At 61.7% G+C, this 14,529-nt stretch carries 17 protein-coding genes, 1 tRNA gene and 1 pseudogene; 9 read left to right on the top strand and 10 right to left on the bottom strand.

Annotation, left to right across the window (positions count from 1 at the left end):
* Positions 1–2: 2 nt before the first annotated feature.
* On the bottom strand, positions 3–365 hold the full coding sequence (locus tag KRZ98_RS00095; RefSeq protein WP_217671586.1) for a DUF1428 domain-containing protein: 363 nt from the start codon (positions 363–365) through the stop codon (positions 3–5).
* Positions 366–474: 109 nt separating this feature from the next.
* Positions 475–1,215, bottom strand: a complete 741-nt coding sequence (locus KRZ98_RS00090; protein WP_217671585.1) for an SDR family oxidoreductase — start codon at positions 1,213–1,215, stop codon at positions 475–477.
* Between the two features lie 100 nt (positions 1,216–1,315).
* Here KRZ98_RS00090 and KRZ98_RS00085 point away from each other — a divergent pair, with 100 nt between their 5' ends.
* Entirely contained in the window at positions 1,316–1,696 is a 381-nt protein-coding gene (locus KRZ98_RS00085; protein ID WP_217671584.1) for a helix-turn-helix domain-containing protein, read from the top strand.
* A 10-nt stretch (positions 1,697–1,706) separates the two neighbouring features.
* Here the strand turns inward: KRZ98_RS00085 and KRZ98_RS00080 are convergent, their stop codons facing one another.
* From KRZ98_RS00080 to KRZ98_RS00070, 3 genes are all read right to left on the bottom strand, one after another.
* Positions 1,707–2,582, bottom strand: coding sequence for a hypothetical protein (locus tag KRZ98_RS00080; protein ID WP_217671581.1), 876 nt, complete (start codon positions 2,580–2,582; stop codon positions 1,707–1,709).
* A gap of 45 nt (positions 2,583–2,627) precedes the next feature.
* Positions 2,628–3,641 (bottom strand): nitronate monooxygenase family protein, encoded by a 1,014-nt coding sequence (locus KRZ98_RS00075; RefSeq protein ID WP_217671579.1) that lies wholly within the window; start codon positions 3,639–3,641, stop codon positions 2,628–2,630.
* 111 nt (positions 3,642–3,752) lie between these two features.
* Entirely contained in the window at positions 3,753–5,018 is a 1,266-nt protein-coding gene (locus KRZ98_RS00070) for an aspartate kinase (RefSeq protein WP_217671576.1), read from the bottom strand.
* Between the two features lie 82 nt (positions 5,019–5,100).
* Between KRZ98_RS00070 and ubiG the strand changes: the two genes are divergently transcribed.
* Positions 5,101–5,838 (top strand): bifunctional 2-polyprenyl-6-hydroxyphenol methylase/3-demethylubiquinol 3-O-methyltransferase UbiG, encoded by a 738-nt coding sequence (gene ubiG, locus KRZ98_RS00065; protein ID WP_217671574.1) that lies wholly within the window; start codon positions 5,101–5,103, stop codon positions 5,836–5,838.
* 4 nt (positions 5,839–5,842) lie between these two features.
* The gene (locus KRZ98_RS00060; protein WP_217671572.1) at positions 5,843–6,433 is read left to right on the top strand and encodes a YdeI/OmpD-associated family protein; all 591 of its coding nucleotides are present in this window, start codon (positions 5,843–5,845) and stop codon (positions 6,431–6,433) included.
* A gap of 39 nt (positions 6,434–6,472) precedes the next feature.
* On the opposite strand, the gene KRZ98_RS00055 is transcribed toward KRZ98_RS00060, so the two are convergent.
* Positions 6,473–6,559: transfer RNA gene (locus KRZ98_RS00055), tRNA-Tyr, on the bottom strand.
* 104 nt (positions 6,560–6,663) lie between these two features.
* On the opposite strand from KRZ98_RS00055, the gene KRZ98_RS00050 reads away from it, so the two are divergent.
* Positions 6,664–7,404 (top strand): RNA methyltransferase, encoded by a 741-nt coding sequence (locus KRZ98_RS00050; protein ID WP_119744745.1) that lies wholly within the window; start codon positions 6,664–6,666, stop codon positions 7,402–7,404.
* A 35-nt stretch (positions 7,405–7,439) separates the two neighbouring features.
* Entirely contained in the window at positions 7,440–8,159 is a 720-nt protein-coding gene (locus tag KRZ98_RS00045) for a hypothetical protein (RefSeq protein ID WP_217671569.1), read from the top strand.
* 125 nt (positions 8,160–8,284) lie between these two features.
* Here the strand turns inward: KRZ98_RS00045 and KRZ98_RS00040 are convergent, their stop codons facing one another.
* Positions 8,285–8,602: a 2Fe-2S iron-sulfur cluster-binding protein gene (locus KRZ98_RS00040; RefSeq protein WP_217671567.1), complete on the bottom strand. Its 318-nt coding sequence runs from the start codon at positions 8,600–8,602 to the stop codon at positions 8,285–8,287.
* Between the two features lie 77 nt (positions 8,603–8,679).
* Here KRZ98_RS00040 and KRZ98_RS00035 point away from each other — a divergent pair, with 77 nt between their 5' ends.
* From KRZ98_RS00035 to KRZ98_RS00025, 3 genes are all read left to right on the top strand, one after another.
* Positions 8,680–9,309, top strand: coding sequence for a DNA-3-methyladenine glycosylase (locus tag KRZ98_RS00035; RefSeq protein ID WP_217671564.1), 630 nt, complete (start codon positions 8,680–8,682; stop codon positions 9,307–9,309).
* Between the two features lie 227 nt (positions 9,310–9,536).
* Positions 9,537–11,426 (top strand): hypothetical protein, encoded by a 1,890-nt coding sequence (locus tag KRZ98_RS00030; RefSeq protein WP_217671563.1) that lies wholly within the window; start codon positions 9,537–9,539, stop codon positions 11,424–11,426.
* A 59-nt stretch (positions 11,427–11,485) separates the two neighbouring features.
* Positions 11,486–12,736: a hypothetical protein gene (locus KRZ98_RS00025; RefSeq protein ID WP_217671562.1), complete on the top strand. Its 1,251-nt coding sequence runs from the start codon at positions 11,486–11,488 to the stop codon at positions 12,734–12,736.
* A gap of 14 nt (positions 12,737–12,750) precedes the next feature.
* Here KRZ98_RS00025 and KRZ98_RS00020 read toward each other — a convergent pair whose 3' ends face one another.
* On the bottom strand, positions 12,751–13,305 hold the full coding sequence (locus KRZ98_RS00020) for a recombinase family protein (RefSeq protein WP_217671561.1): 555 nt from the start codon (positions 13,303–13,305) through the stop codon (positions 12,751–12,753).
* A gap of 191 nt (positions 13,306–13,496) precedes the next feature.
* On the opposite strand from KRZ98_RS00020, the gene KRZ98_RS00015 reads away from it, so the two are divergent.
* Complete coding sequence (locus KRZ98_RS00015) at positions 13,497–14,000, top strand: hypothetical protein (protein ID WP_217671560.1); 504 nt, start codon at positions 13,497–13,499, stop codon at positions 13,998–14,000.
* Positions 14,001–14,042: 42 nt separating this feature from the next.
* Here KRZ98_RS00015 and KRZ98_RS00010 read toward each other — a convergent pair whose 3' ends face one another.
* Positions 14,043–14,309: a DUF6626 family protein gene (locus tag KRZ98_RS00010; protein WP_217671559.1), complete on the bottom strand. Its 267-nt coding sequence runs from the start codon at positions 14,307–14,309 to the stop codon at positions 14,043–14,045.
* 108 nt (positions 14,310–14,417) lie between these two features.
* Positions 14,418–14,529 (bottom strand): annotated as a pseudogene (locus tag KRZ98_RS00005) (IS5/IS1182 family transposase); the annotation flags it as partial.

Genomic DNA, 14,529 nt, shown 5'->3' with positions numbered 1-14,529 from the left:
GTTCAGGCCTTTTCGTCGACCAGCACGGTAAAGCCGCCATAGATGAGGCGCGCGCCGCTGAAGGGCATGTCCTGCCCCTCCTCCGGCTTCATCCGCTCGTCGGCCATCATCTTGGCAGAGCCTGCGTCGCGGGTTTCCTTGTCGGGCCATTCGATCCAGGAAAAGACGACCTCCTCTTCCTGTTCGGCGATCACGGCGGTGCGGAAGTCGTTGACCTTGCCCGGCTTGATATCGTCGCCCCAACATTCAACCACGCGGGTCGCGCCATATTCGATGAAGATCGGGGCCATTTTCGCCGCGATATGGATATAGGCCTGCTTGTTGCCCTTGGGCACCGGGATCACGAAACCGTCCATATAGGCCATCGTCTCTCTCCTCCTTGGCACCGCCATGCGCTGGCATGGCGGGCTAGCCGCTTAGCGACTCAATGAAAGGATGATGCCGCCACCCCTGCCAATGCGCAACGGCTGGCGGTCAATGGCTTTGGTTGAGCAGTGCGAATACCGCGTCGAAGTCGCCCCTCTTGTCGGCGTCGCGCAGGAAACGCACCCGATCGACGCAGATTTCGGCGGGTGTCGGCTGCTGGCGCAGCAGCGCCATCGTTTCGGCAATGAAATCGGTCAGCGGCATCATCTGGTCATTATCGGCATGGCCGGGCATCAAATCGGTCTGCACGCCGGGCGGCACAATCTCGACCAGTTCGACCGACGTGTCTTTCAACTGTTCGCGCATGGCCATCGACCAGCCATGGATCGCCGCCTTGGTCGCGCTATAGGTCGGGGTTACGACCAGCGGCACGAAGGCGAGGCCCGACGACAGGGTCAGCAACGTAGCGGCCGGTTGGGCCAGCAGGTGCGGCAACAGCGCGTGGCTCAACCGGATCGGTCCTAGCAAATTGGTAGAGATGGTCGCTTCTGCGATGGCGAGGTCGATCTGATCCTCCGCCACCATGATCCCGGCATTGTGCAGCACGGCGTTGAGCGTCGGGAATTCCGTGACCAGCATCTGGGCAAAGCGGATGATCGCCGCCGGGTCGTCCATGTCCAACACCCGTGCGGCCATGCCCGGATGGGCGGCGACGACAGCATCGAGCGGTGCCTGCCGCCGCCCGGCGATGATGACCTGATTGCCGGCGGCATGAAATTCATGCGCCAGCGCCGCGCCGATGCCCGATCCGCCGCCGGTGATGAGGATGGTGTTGCCTGTCGTCTGCATGGGATCTGCTCCTTATGAATGGCCTGATCCCTTTATTGCGACTATGCTCTCCTTTTGAAAGAAGGCACCAGAAAGTGCTATACTCACCTTGAGGTAAGAAATGGATATTTCTGTCGATAGTGCCGAAAAATCGGTCGATCCACGGGTCGAACGGCTGGTCGATGAGCTGATCGGCCGGGTCGCCGACAAATGGACCCTGCTTGTGCTGGAACTGCTGGAAGAGAAAGGGACGCAGCGCTTCACCCAGATCGCGCGACAAGTCGAGGGGATCAGCCAGAAAATGCTGACCCAAACGCTGCGCCAGATGGAGCGCGACGGACTGGTCACGCGCACGGTCCATCCAGTCGTGCCACCGCACGTCGATTATGCGCTTACGCCGCTGGGCAACAGCCTGAGCGCCGCCTTTTGCGGTGTCTGGATCTGGGCGGAAGCGCATCTCGACACGGTGGAGGCGGCGCGGCAGGCGTTCGACGCACGTTGAAATATCTGGTCTATTCCGTCGTTGACGGCAATGGCTGGACCATCAACCGGGGCACATTTGCCTTGGGCAATGTCGGCGCGACCGCAGGTGGCGCGGCGGGCGGCGTGACGGGCGTGGTCGGCAGGCGCTGGACATAGCCCTGTGGCGGCGCCTCGCCCGGCGGCACGGGCGGCGGCGGCAGGGGGGCGGGGGAGGCCCAGACGGTCACCGTCCCGCCAAAGCGCGACTGCCATTCGGCCAGCCGCCGCAGATAATCGGCATAGGCGGCGTAGAAATCCTGGAACGGTTTTTCCAGCTCCGCCAGCGCGGTCGGGGCATAGTCCAGCAGCGCGCTGGACGGCATAGCCAGCAGCTTTGCGCCCACGGCTTCGGCAACCGGGCAGAAGCTTTTGGTGACGGGCGGCAGCGAAAAGAAATTATACACGGTGGTGTTCAGCCTCTCGCGCGCGCCGAAGCCGGCGGTGCCATAGGCGACCTTATAGTTGCGATCGACCGCTTCATTGGCCTGCGTCAGCACGGTCCCATGAAGATGGAGCAGCCGGTTATATTGCAGCCGCGCCAGATCGGCGGTGCTGCGGCAGGACAAAGCCGCCACGTTCAGCGCCATGCGGACATGCCACAGCGCCGTGTTGGATGTGACCTTGCGATTGGGGGTCAGATATTTGCCATCCGCCATTTCCGGGATGCTCATATCTTCGACCGCGCCCATGGGCGGGCGCGGCCTGACCGTTTCGACCAGCGGCGGCGGCGGGGTTGGCTCCGGTTTCTTTACCGGGGTCGAACAGGCCGCCAGCACGGCCAGCGACACAAGCGAAAAACGGCCATAAAAACGGCGCAGGACGATCATCAATTTCTCCGATGGGCTGCGCACCGTCATGCCGGGCATTCTGGTCGGAGGAAATATGCCTGATTAACCGTTCATCGCAAGGATTCAGGCGGCCCGTCGCTCAAGGGCGACTGCGGCCTCCGCCATCAGTTGCGCGATGATGTCGGCGACCGGTTCTTCCTTGGTCACCATGCCGACCGACTGGCCCGCCATCAGCGACCCGCCATCGACATCGCCGCCGATCACAGCGCGGCGCAGCGCACCGGCCCAGAAATGTTCGATCTGCAACTGCGCTTCGCCCATGTCGACCGCGCCTGCGTCGAGCAGATTGGCGACTTCGCGCTGCTTGGCGGTGAAATTTTCCATGCCCGCATTTTTGAGCGCGCGCACGGGAATGACCGGCAGGCGCGGGTCGATCTGGACGCTGGCGATCGCGTCGCGGGCCGAGGCGCGGAAAAAGGCCTTTTTGAAGGCGGGGTGGGCGATGCTTTCGGTGGCGCAGGCAAAGCGGGTGCCAAGCTGCACGCCCGCCGCGCCCATTTCCAGATAGGCAGCGATCGCTTCGCCCCGGCCAATGCCGCCCGCGACGAACACGGGCAGTTGTTCGCTCATTTCGGGGAGGATTTCCTGCGCCAGAACGCTGGTGGCGACCGGGCCGATATGGCCGCCTGCTTCATGCCCCTCGACGATCAGCGCATCGACGCCGGAGCGGGCGAGCTTCTTGGCCAGCGCCAAAGCGGGGGCGAAGCAGATGAGTTTCGCGCCTTTCGCCTTGATCGCCTCGATACTGCCCTTGGGCGGCAGGCCGCCGGCCAGCACGATGTGGGTCACGTCATGGCTGGCGCACACGTCGATCAGGTCGAACAGTTGCGGGTGCATGGTGATGAGGTTGACGCCGAAGGGTTTGCTGGTGAGCGCCTTTGTCGCTACGATTTCCGCGTCGAGGAGGGCTGGCGTCATCGCGCCGCAGGCTATGACGCCGAAACCGCCCGCGTTCGACATGGCCGACACGAGATGGCGTTCCGACACCCAGCTCATCGCCCCGCACAGGATCGCGCTGTCGCAGCCGAGAAATTGCGTGCCGCGGGCCATGAGGGCAGTGAGTTTGGCGTTGGTCATGTCATTCTTTCCCCCCTCCCGCTTGCGGGAGGGGTCGGGGGAGGGTCTGTAAAGGAGATGGCGACACACGCCCTCCCCTAGCCCCTCCCGCAAGCGGGAGGGGAACAAATTTTACGCCGCAGGCGCGTCCAGACCATAGGCGGTGTGCAGCACGCGTACGGCCAGTTCGGTTTCGTCCTCGTCGATCAGCACGCTGACCTTGATCTCGCTGGTGGAGATGGCTTCGATATTGATGCCGCGGTCGGCCAACGTCTGGAACATGGTCGCGGCCACGCCGGCATGGCTTTTCATGCCAACGCCCACGACGCTGATCTTGGCGACTTCGGTGTCGGTGATGATGCGGCGGAAGCCGATGACGTCCTTGTTCGCTTCGAGAATGTCGACACTGCGGGCCAGATCAGCACGAGGGACGGTGAAGGTGACGTCGGTCTCTTCATTGTCTTTGCTGTCATTCTGGATGATCATGTCGACGTTGATCGCGGCGGCGGCCAGCGGCGTGAAGATGTTGGCTACGGCACCCGGCTTGTCCGGCACGCGGGTCACGATGATCTTCGCCTCATTCTTGTCATGGGCGATGCCGGTGATGAGCTGACGTTCCATCTTGCTTTCCTTGAGCTTGGCTTCCAGTTCCTCGTCGCTGACGATCAGCGTGCCGGGCAGGTCGGTCTGAGTGGGATCATCGAAGGAGGACAAGACCTGCACGACCACGCCTTCCTTCATGGCAAGGCCAACCGAGCGGGTTTGCAGCACCTTGGCCCCGACCGACGCGAGTTCGAGCATTTCCTCATAAGTGACGAGGTCAAGCTTGCGCGCGCGCGCCACGATGCGCGGGTCGGTGGTATAGACGCCATCGACGTCGGTATAGATGTCGCAGCGATCGGCCTTGATCGCGGCGGCGACGGCGACGGCGGAGGTGTCGGAGCCGCCCCGGCCCAAGGTCGAGACGCGGCCATCGGCCATCATCCCCTGAAAACCAGGGATCACGGCGACTTGGCCCGCCCCCATCGCGGCGAGCAGCGCGTTAGTGTCGATGCTGCTGACCCGCGCCTTGGCATGGGCCTCGACGGTCTTGATAGGGAGCTGCCAGCCAAGCCAGCTGCGCGCATCCACGTCCATGGCCTTCAGCGTCATTGCCAGCAGGCCGCTGGTGATCTGCTCACCGGCGGCGACGACGACATCATATTCGGCCGGATCATAAAGGGCGGAGGCTTCCTTACAGAAGCCAACGAGCCGGTCCGTCTCGCCCGCCATGGCGGATACGACGACGGCGACTTCATGGCCCTGGCTCACCACATGTTTCACACGCGCGGCCACGTTGCGAATTCGCTCCATCCCCGCCATGGAGGTGCCGCCGAATTTCATCACGATGCGCGCCATTTGCTTGTCGAACCTGCCTGTTGGTGAGAAAGAAAATGTCCCAGAAGGGCGAAACGGCGCTTCTTTAGCAGCGGATACGGATATGGCAAGCAACCCGACAGCAACGATCGACCCCAGGGAGGCCGCCCATTTCGGCGCGATGGCCGCCGAGTGGTGGGACCCGCACGGCAGCAGCGCGATGCTGCATAAGCTGAACCCGGTGCGGCTGGCCTATATTCGGACAGCGATCGACGCGCATTGGCCAGGCAAATCGCATGATTTCGAGCCGCTTGGCGGCAAGCGCGCGCTGGATGTGGGGTGCGGCGCAGGGTTGCTGGCCGAACCGCTGGCGCGGCTGGGCGCAAACGTGACGGGGCTGGACGCCGCGCCGGAGAATATCGCGGCGGCGCGCGCCCATGCCGAACGCCAGGGGCTGGCGATCGACTATCGTGCGACGCCGGTGGAGGAAGTGGCGGACGGCGGATATGATCTGGTCACGTCGATGGAGGTGATCGAGCATGTTACCGATCCTGCCGCTTTCATCCGAGCGCTGGCGGCAAAACTCGCCCCCGATGGCCTCATGATCCTGTCCACGCCCAACCGCACCCCCCTCTCCCGCCTGGCGATGATCACGATCGGCGAGAGCATCGGCGGCATTCCCAAGGGGACGCATGACTGGGGCAAGTTCATCACGCCGGAGGAACTGACCGCGCTGCTGGAACAGGCCGGGCTGGAGGTGATCGACAGTAGCGGGCTGAGCTTCGATCCGGGGCGTGGCTTCACCCTGTCGGCGAACAAGGCGATCAACTATCTGCTGACCGTGCGGCACCGGCGGGATTGACGCGATGGTGGGTGATGCCCGCATCGACGCCTATATCGCCCGGCAGGCGGATTTTGCCCGGCCGATCCTGACGCATATCCGCGCGCTGGTTCATGCCACAGTGCGAGAAGCGGGTGAGGCGATCAAATGGGGGATGCCCTTCTTCACCTATAAGGACCAGAATCTGTGCAGCATGGCCGCGTTCAAGGGTCATGCCGCCTTCGGTTTCTGGCATGACAAGGTTGGCCGCGATGATGCCCGGCAGGGAGCAATGGGACAGTTCGGCAGGATCACCCGGCTGAGCGACCTACCGCCTGACGCGGAGATCGCCGCTTTGCTGGCACAGGCGATGGCGTTGATCGATGCGGGGGATCGGCCGCGCGCTGGTCCAAAGGAACCGCGCGCGCCGCTGCCAGTCCATCCGGCTTTTGCAGAGGCGATTGCTGCTGACCCGGCTGCCGCGGCGGTGTGGGCCGCCTTCCCGCCCGGCAAGGTCCGCGACTATTGCGAATGGATCAATGACGCGAAGGGCGATTCAACCCGCAACAAGCGCATGGCCCAGGCGGTCGAATGGATCGCGCAAGGCAAGGGGCGAAACTGGAAATATCAGAGATAGCGGGGAGCGACTTGATCCGCCCGACCCTTTTTAAGAGGGTGGTGGACAGGGTTGGGTTCGAACCAACGTAGGGCGTAGCCCGGCAGATTTACAGTCTGCTGCCTTTAACCACTCGGCCACCTGTCCATTACCCTTCGCGGTCAGGAAAAAGCTTCTTTCCCGCGCTGGAGGCGGCTCAATGGCGAAAGGAGGCTTGCCTGTCAATGGTCGGATGTGAAAAGAGCGCTTCCATGAAAAGAGGTCATCGTCCCGCCAAGCCCAAGGGCGCGTTCCCGCGCTTCTATGGGCGCCACGCCGTCATTGCGGCGCTGGCCAATCCCAACCGCATCGTGCGCAAGATATGGGGCACCCGCGAAGCGCTGGGCGCGCTGGAACTGCCGCCGGTGCTGCCGATCGTCTATGCCGATGTGGCCGATATGGGCCGGATGGTCCCGTCCGACGCGCCGCATCAGGGCATCGTCGCCGAAGTCGAGCCGCTGGACGATGTCTGGCTGGGCGATGTGCTGGACGAGGGGCGCGATGACAAGCGGCCGATCCTGGTGCTGGATCAGGTGACCGACCCGCATAATGTCGGCGCGATCCTGCGGTCCGCCGCGGCGTTCGATGCGCTCTGCATCGTCACGCAGGACCGGCACGCCCCGCCCGAATCGGGCGTGCTGGCGCGCGCGGCATCGGGCGCGCTGGAAATCATGCCGTGGGTGCGGGTGGTCAACCTGTCGCGGGCTTTGGACGAAATTGCCGAGGCGGGTTACTGGCGCATCGGGCTGGACGGCGAGGCCGATACCAATCTGGGCGACGCGATCGGCGAATCGCGGGTCGCGCTGGTGCTGGGGGCCGAAGGCGAAGGGCTGCGTCACAACAGCATGGCGCATTGCGACATTTTGGCTAAACTGCCGATCAGCCCGCGGATGGAGAGCCTGAACGTGTCCAACGCCGCGGCCATCGCCCTGTACGCCGCCGCCAGCCGGTAGGCAGCCGACCGGGCGGCTAGTCGGGGGACGTCGCCATGAAATGTCTGTTGCGTTGGGTGCTGGCCCTGCCGGGGGTGATGGCGCTGTCCGCCTGCCTAGTGACGCCGGGCAAGTTCGAGTCCTCGCTCGACATTCGGGCCGACCGCAGTTTCAGCTTTGCCTATAAGGGCGAGATCATTGCATCGGACAGCGGCAAGGGAGCGATGGGCCTCCCTGAACCCGCAAGCGAGGATGGCGAGGCGGCGCCGGCGCAGCTGTTGCAGATTGCCGCGGAAAAGTTCGACAGCGAAGCCGACAATGGTAACGACGTGCAAATGCGCGCGATCGCTGATGCTTTGGCGAAAGAAAAAGGTTTTAGATCAGCGCGTTATTTGGGAAATCGCAAGTTCGATATCGACTATGCGATCAACGGGCGGCTGACCCATGCCTTCCTGTTTCCCTTCAACATCGACGCGCAGATCGTCCTGCCCTTCGTCGCGGTGGAATTGCGCGGGGAGGAGCGGGTACGGGTGAAAGCGCCGGGCTTTGCCAACGGGTTCGACAAGAGTCAGGGGCCGACGCTGGGCGCGGGCGGGCCGGGCGAGGACGCTGCCAAGGCGCTGAACGGCAGCTTCACGCTGACGACCGACGCGGAGATTGTCAGCCAGAATCAGGAGGAAGGCGCGCAGCCCGCGCCCAATGGCAAGCGTATCGTCTGGCGGGTCACGCCGCTGACGAGTGAGGCGCCCGCCGCCACGCTGCGGTTGCAGCGGTAAGTCTTTGGTTCAGCTTCGCTGAACAGAGACGCACCAGCCCGCGCCCCAACCCGGCCTCCCATTCAGGATATACTGTGGGAGGCCGGGTGGGGGTGCGGGCCGGTGCAGTCTAAATCAAAATTGCATCAATCTTCCGGCGCGATGGTGACGCGCAGGCCGTCCAGTGCGTCGTTCAGCACGACCTGGCAGGACAGGCGGCTGGTGTCGTTGCGATGGTCGGAGCTGTCGAGCAGGTCATTTTCGTCCTCGCTCATCGCGGGAAGCGAATCGGCGAAGGCCGGGTCGATATAGATATGGCAGGTGGCGCAGGAGCAGCAGCCGCCGCACAGGGCGAGCAGCTCGTCAAAGCCGTTGTCGCGGATGACTTCCATCACCGACAGGCCATTGTCGCCATCGACAGCCTGTTCTTCGCCCGCACGGTTGACCACGATCAGTTTCGGCATCTATCCAGTCCCCTAGAATTTTCTTCGCCGCTCTGACGGACAGACGTCGGGAAATCAAGGGCGGACGGAAACAACCTATGGTCACCACCACAGATACATTACGCAACAGCCTGGACGCCATCGCCGCAATCGAGCCGGGATTTGGCGCGGCGCTGGGCCGCGTGGGCTATCCTGAGCCGCGCCTGCGGGAGCCGGGCTATGAGACGCTGCTGCGCACGATCGTGGGCCAGCAGGTCAGCGTCGCGGCGGCGGCGGCGGTGTGGCGCAAGCTGGAGGCGGAACTGGGCGCGGGCTGCGCGCCCGACGCGCTGCTGCGCCGCGACCATGACGCGCTGCGCGCCTGCGGCCTGTCGCGCCAGAAACAGGGCTATGCCCGCAGCCTGGCGGAGATGGTGCTGAGCGGCGCGCTGGACCTCAAAGCCCTGCCCGCCGATGATGAGGAAGCGATTGCGCAGCTCATCCAGATCAAGGGGATTGGCCGCTGGTCGGCTGAAATCTATCTGCTTTTTGCCGAAGGGCGGCCCGACATCTGGCCGGCGGGCGATCTGGCGGTGCAGATCGAGGTCGGCCGGATATTGGGCCTGCCCGAACGACCGAGCGAAAAAATGACCCGCCAACTCGCCGAAGCCTGGCGGCCGCATCGCGGCGCCGTGGCCATCATGGCGTGGCACCATTATAATAACGGTATTGATATGCTAAAAACTTGAAAACAAATTACTTTATTATTTTTGTGCGGGCGAAGTTTACCGATGAGCATCGGAACTTGGCCAGGGGAAATTCCATTCATGGCTATCAGCCGGGATTTGTATAAAATTCTGGAGAGCCTACATTGCTCCTACGCAATCTGCTTATGTCACTCAATTACAACAGATTTCATCTTTCGCCGATGCTATCGCTCGATGACTTGAAAATGTAACAATTGCCCGCCATCTGAATGTCACCCGCAATCGAAAGGTTGGCTGGTCCTCCGACCCAAAGGTTGGTGAGACGTGATGGATGGCAATTTCGGTTAGCTGCTCCCGACCGTCAGAAAGATCGAAAGTCGCAATTTGCGACACTCGTCGTGGAGCACGTCGCTCCACGGATTTCTGATGTGTGGAGTGTAATAATGCCTCGTCTATCCAGTCCCAAATCCGACCGTGCAGCTAGCGGTAACGGCTCATCCTGTAGTGCGATCGCGATAATCGCCGCGACAGGACCAGAAACCCCTACCCCGCTAACCGCTGCCGACCAAGCGGAGCTGCTTCATCTTCAGGGGCGCGTTCGCGGCGTCGAGGCGCGCGAAGTTCGTGCTGTCCGAGGGCGCGCCTTGCTTACCCGTAGCCAGTACCGCTTCATCCGCAAGCATGGTGTAATTTCGCTGACGTACTATGCTAAGGACATTGGCTTTGAATATGAAGCCGCCAGTCTCGTATATCACGTCTCGGCGCAGTTGGTGTTGAACAAGAACGTCAGTGCCGCGCGGGAGGCAGACAAGGAAGTGTTGCGGAACGAGGCGGCGCAGCTTGCCCGCGCTATCGCTACGATGGAACGGCGGCATAGAGAACATAACAGTCTGAGCGATGATGATTTCGTTTCTTGGTATGAAAGCATCGGCCACATCAGTGGACTTGCGCGCGACTATCTGGAGGTGAAGCGCAAAGAGAAGTCTTTGAAGTTGCTCGCGGCAAAGCCTGACGCACCCGTAATAAAGACGCCGGACGAGCAGGTAGACGATATGTTCGATAACCTCCGCACGCTCGAAATTGACGCGGTCGCAGGTATCGCGTCCGGGCAAGAAGGATTGTTTGCGTATCGAAACGAGGGTGGCAGGCTTCGGCTCATCCCATTAGCGGCGAACAAGGCGACGATTATCGGCCTAGCGGGTCACGCTCCCTGCCCGCTTGCGGCCATGCCTGCCGATCTCCGGTTCTATCGGGAGTTGCTCATGACCGGCGCAGCGTTCGTGCCGGACGAATTGAGCGATATTCCCATCGATGACGTGCCGGAAGGTGATGTCGCGAATGACAGCTACGACATGCTGCCAGCCTATGCCATGTATCTGGTCGAAAGCGACCGTTTTAGCATCGCCCACGCGCGCCGCGATGACGGCTTGATCCTTGAGGTCGTGCCATCCATCGATCCTGGCTATTCGATGAAGGGAGAGTGCTTCATCGACAACTTGACCCGCCGCCGTCTTGCCGACAGGCTACTGGGCGAGGCCGACGCGGCGCAGTTCGGCCTGGCACCGGTGGATGGTTCTGCCGCACCGCTCACGATCGCTGGTCAGACCAAGACGCTAACATTCACGGGCAAGGCTGACGGCAAGGCGATAAACCTTATCATCAAGCCGCGTCGCATGGGCGGGATTTGGACCTATCGGGCGGCCCCTGCATTCTCGCCGGTCGCATCCGCGATCATGTCGCCGGAGACGGTGACGGCGTTCGATGATGCTTTCATGAAGGTGCTGCTCAAGAAGCAGAAGGACCGGCCCGTTGCGGTCACGATAGGGCGGGGCAGGATTAGCGTTGCCAATGACAAGGCGGCTGCCGCGCCTTTCGACGCGGAGGTACAGGGCAGCGCGAAGGTTCAGGTCATGCTCTATGATCTGCGCCGGGCGATGGTCGGCCTGCTCGGTCTCTCACGACAGGGGGGATTGACGTGGCGCGCAGATCCTAACGGACTGCTTCTCATTGAGGCGGCGACCGATGTGGCGACGTATCGAGCGTTCATCCAGACGCTTGAGCCGAACCGCGACCAGCCGACGCGATCGCGCACCTTGCGCGAGCGGGTCGAGAGCTTGCCGCAGCCGGAAGCGCCTGCTGCTGTCGCAGAAGCCGCCTGATGTGATTATCACGCCCATGTAATAAATTACATGGGCGTGATCCCTTGAGGATTACCCCTATGAACCGTGACTTTTCATCGCGCCGCAAAGGGCGCGCGCGCTATCTTTTTGCCGGTCAGCCATCGACCCACCAGATGCCCTATCGTCCCACCGCCGACCTTCGAGTGGGTGGCTTGCCTACTGCTCTGGCAGCGACCGCCGATCTGGATTTCATGGATAAGAAGAACCCGTTCTTCGTCACCGATCGCGCGCTCCACTCGTCAGGACATTATATCGGTCGGAACGCGCCTCTGCCGTTCGGCACCTTCACCAAGCGCCCGGGCAACACGATCCTGTTCGATAGCGGCGGGCTTCAGTTTGGCCGCAACCCGGCGCAGTGGCGTGGCGATGGTTCCCGCGCATGGGCGCTGGGCTTTCTTGAAGCTCATGCGGACGAAGCGATCACGCTTGATGTGCCAACTCGCGTCATCACGCCGGGGCAACTGCCCTTCGATAGCTTCAATGCGGCACTGATGGCCACGCTGGACAACAATAGCTATTTCGCGCGTCATCGTTCAGCGGACATCCGTTTCCTCTCCGTCTTGCAGGGTGAAACGAGCGCCGACGCCCAGGCGTGGTATGATGCGGTCAAGGCGCAGCCGTTCGAGGGTTGGGCATTCGGTGGTTCGCGCCGCACCGATTATATCCATATCGCCGGAATGATGGTGCGGCTGATCGCGGACGGACTGCTGACGCCAGAACGCAACCGGCTTCATTTTCTCGGCGTCAGTTCGTTGACCCATGCGGTGATGTTGAGCGCATTACAGAAAGCGTTGCGCGAGCATCTGTCGGATGACGATTTGCTGATAACCTTCGATACCAGCACACCGTCGACGCTCGCCACAATGGGGCTGGTATTCGGCTATCCGAACATCTCGCCTACATCGTTCGCCATGTCGGTACTGAAACCGCCCAGCGGGCATATTCATCACGGCTGGGAAACGCCGTTCCCGGTGACGAGCAGCCGCATCGCGGAAAACCTGCTGGTCAGTGACCTCTGCGTTCCGGCCGTAGCCCGGCAGTCAGGCTGGGATATGCTAGGGCATGAAATCGTCATCAATCACAATCATGAGAGCCTGCTTCGCGGCATTGATGACGCGAACTCGGTGATGGAGATGCCGAGCGCGTGGTCGAGCAAGCTTGCGCCGGATCACATCATCAAGGCGTATCGTGCGTTGCGGACGATGTTCAATCATCCCGATCCGATCGCGCATGTTCGGCGGCAGCACGCGAACTTTGCCAAAATTGGAGGGGCCAAAGAGGGCGAATAGTCGGCGGGGCCGGACTATGCCGATGCGGTCGCGCCGATAAGTCGATAGACGCTGGCGCGCCCGATACCCATCTCGCGGGCAATGGCGGCGGGGGTCATTCCCGCCGCCATAAGTGTCTCGATCCGGGCGGTGTCGATGCTGGGCTTGCGGCCACGATACACCCCGTTAGCCTTGGCCCGGTCGATGCCGTCGCGTTGGCGTTCCTTGCGGATGTCCGTTTCGAACTCCGCCACCGCGCCCAGAATGGACAGGGTGAGCTTGCCGGTGCTGGTGGTTGTGTCGATGCCGGATTGCTGGAGAACGCGGAGGCCGCAGCCCTTCGCGGCAAGCTGGATCACGATTTGATGAAGGTCGATTACCGAACGCGCCAGCCGGTCGAGCCGCGTCACCGCCAGAAAGTCGCCCTCACGCACGAAGTCGATCGCATCAGCCAGCGCATCGCGGCCATCGGTCGTGCGCCCGCTACGCTTTTCGGAAAATACCTTGTCGCAACCAACGGCGGCGAGTTGCTCGTGCTGGACATCAAGGTTCTGGCCGCTGGAACTTACACGCGCATATCCGACAATCATCCGTGCCTCCTGTCTCGGTTGGGTTTAGACCAACGGCACGATGTGTCTTGAAAGCCCTGCGTCAACCGAAAGGAGACGCCCAATGCGTCTCGGGCGTATGTCTCGGGCGGGTAAACCCATAAAGTGGGAAGGCAGGGCTGCGCCTTCCTTGATATATTATAAGTTAACCCGTTTTTGCTATCTGTCGCGCCATGAACGATATGCCCCGCGATCTACACGTCAGCGAACGCTTAACGCGCGAGCAATGGCTGGAACGCGCGCATGTGTTTCGTAGCAAATTGATCGAACGGTGCGCGCAAGTGGAGCGTTGGGCGACCAAAGCCGCCAATTCGATCTTGCCGCCTACAACCGGGAAGGCACGACCCGCGATGGTTTTGCTGGGACATAAAATTGAAGAGGTGCGTGATCTGGCACGCAAGCACCCAGACCGCTTTGGCAACGCCGTGAAAGTGATCGAGCGGCTTGATCAATTTCAGCCTTATGCTGAACTTCGGAGCGAACTGGCTCATGCGACCACGGAGGTCGTCATCCTTGATGGTGGCGAAGCGCAGTTACAGTTTAACAACGCCGGACTGTGCCATCAACTTATCGAGCGCAGGATCGTGCTGACCGGCGACGCGGTGCGGCAGATCGCCAAGGATTTGGCTGACCTGACCAACCAGATACAACAGTTAAGCACAAAGCCCGGCCCATAGGCCACGAACGGCAGTATCGTTTTCGCACCAAAGGTTTTACGTTTAGAGGCAGCGATCGAAGGCCGCGACCATAACGCGCTTGGCAAGGGTAGCGGCGTCGTCGGCATTTTCCGGCAGTTCGGTTCCCCTCGAAATATCGGTCAAGCGCAGGGCCACCTTTACCAAAGACCGCAGGCTGGGCCGCGCGCCTGAGCAACGGATATAATCATAATAGCGCGGAGAATGACCGAGGAAATCGGTTGAAAAGGCGGCATGGCTTCGCGCCACGCCCGTGTCTTTCAGGAACAAAAATACATCATCAAGGATCATTCGGGCCATCTCCATTGCGAGCGTTCCCGTATTTATTGCCTGTACGCCGATTGGCTGGCGGTCATGATGATAAATAAAATAATACGAGCCGACTAAGGCCTGTGGACATTAGCGCATAGCGATTTTCAAGGCCGCGAGATTGATCATAGCGCGGTAGCTCTCGTCAGTTTTTTCGTACCGGGTAGCGATCCGGCGGAATGTTTTGAGGCTGCAGAAAAAG

Origin of the sequence: Sphingobium sp. AS12, assembly GCF_019097845.1 — a bacterium.
GTDB lineage: Bacteria > Pseudomonadota > Alphaproteobacteria > Sphingomonadales > Sphingomonadaceae > Sphingobium.
This window is presented reverse-complemented; position numbering and strand designations above follow the sequence as displayed.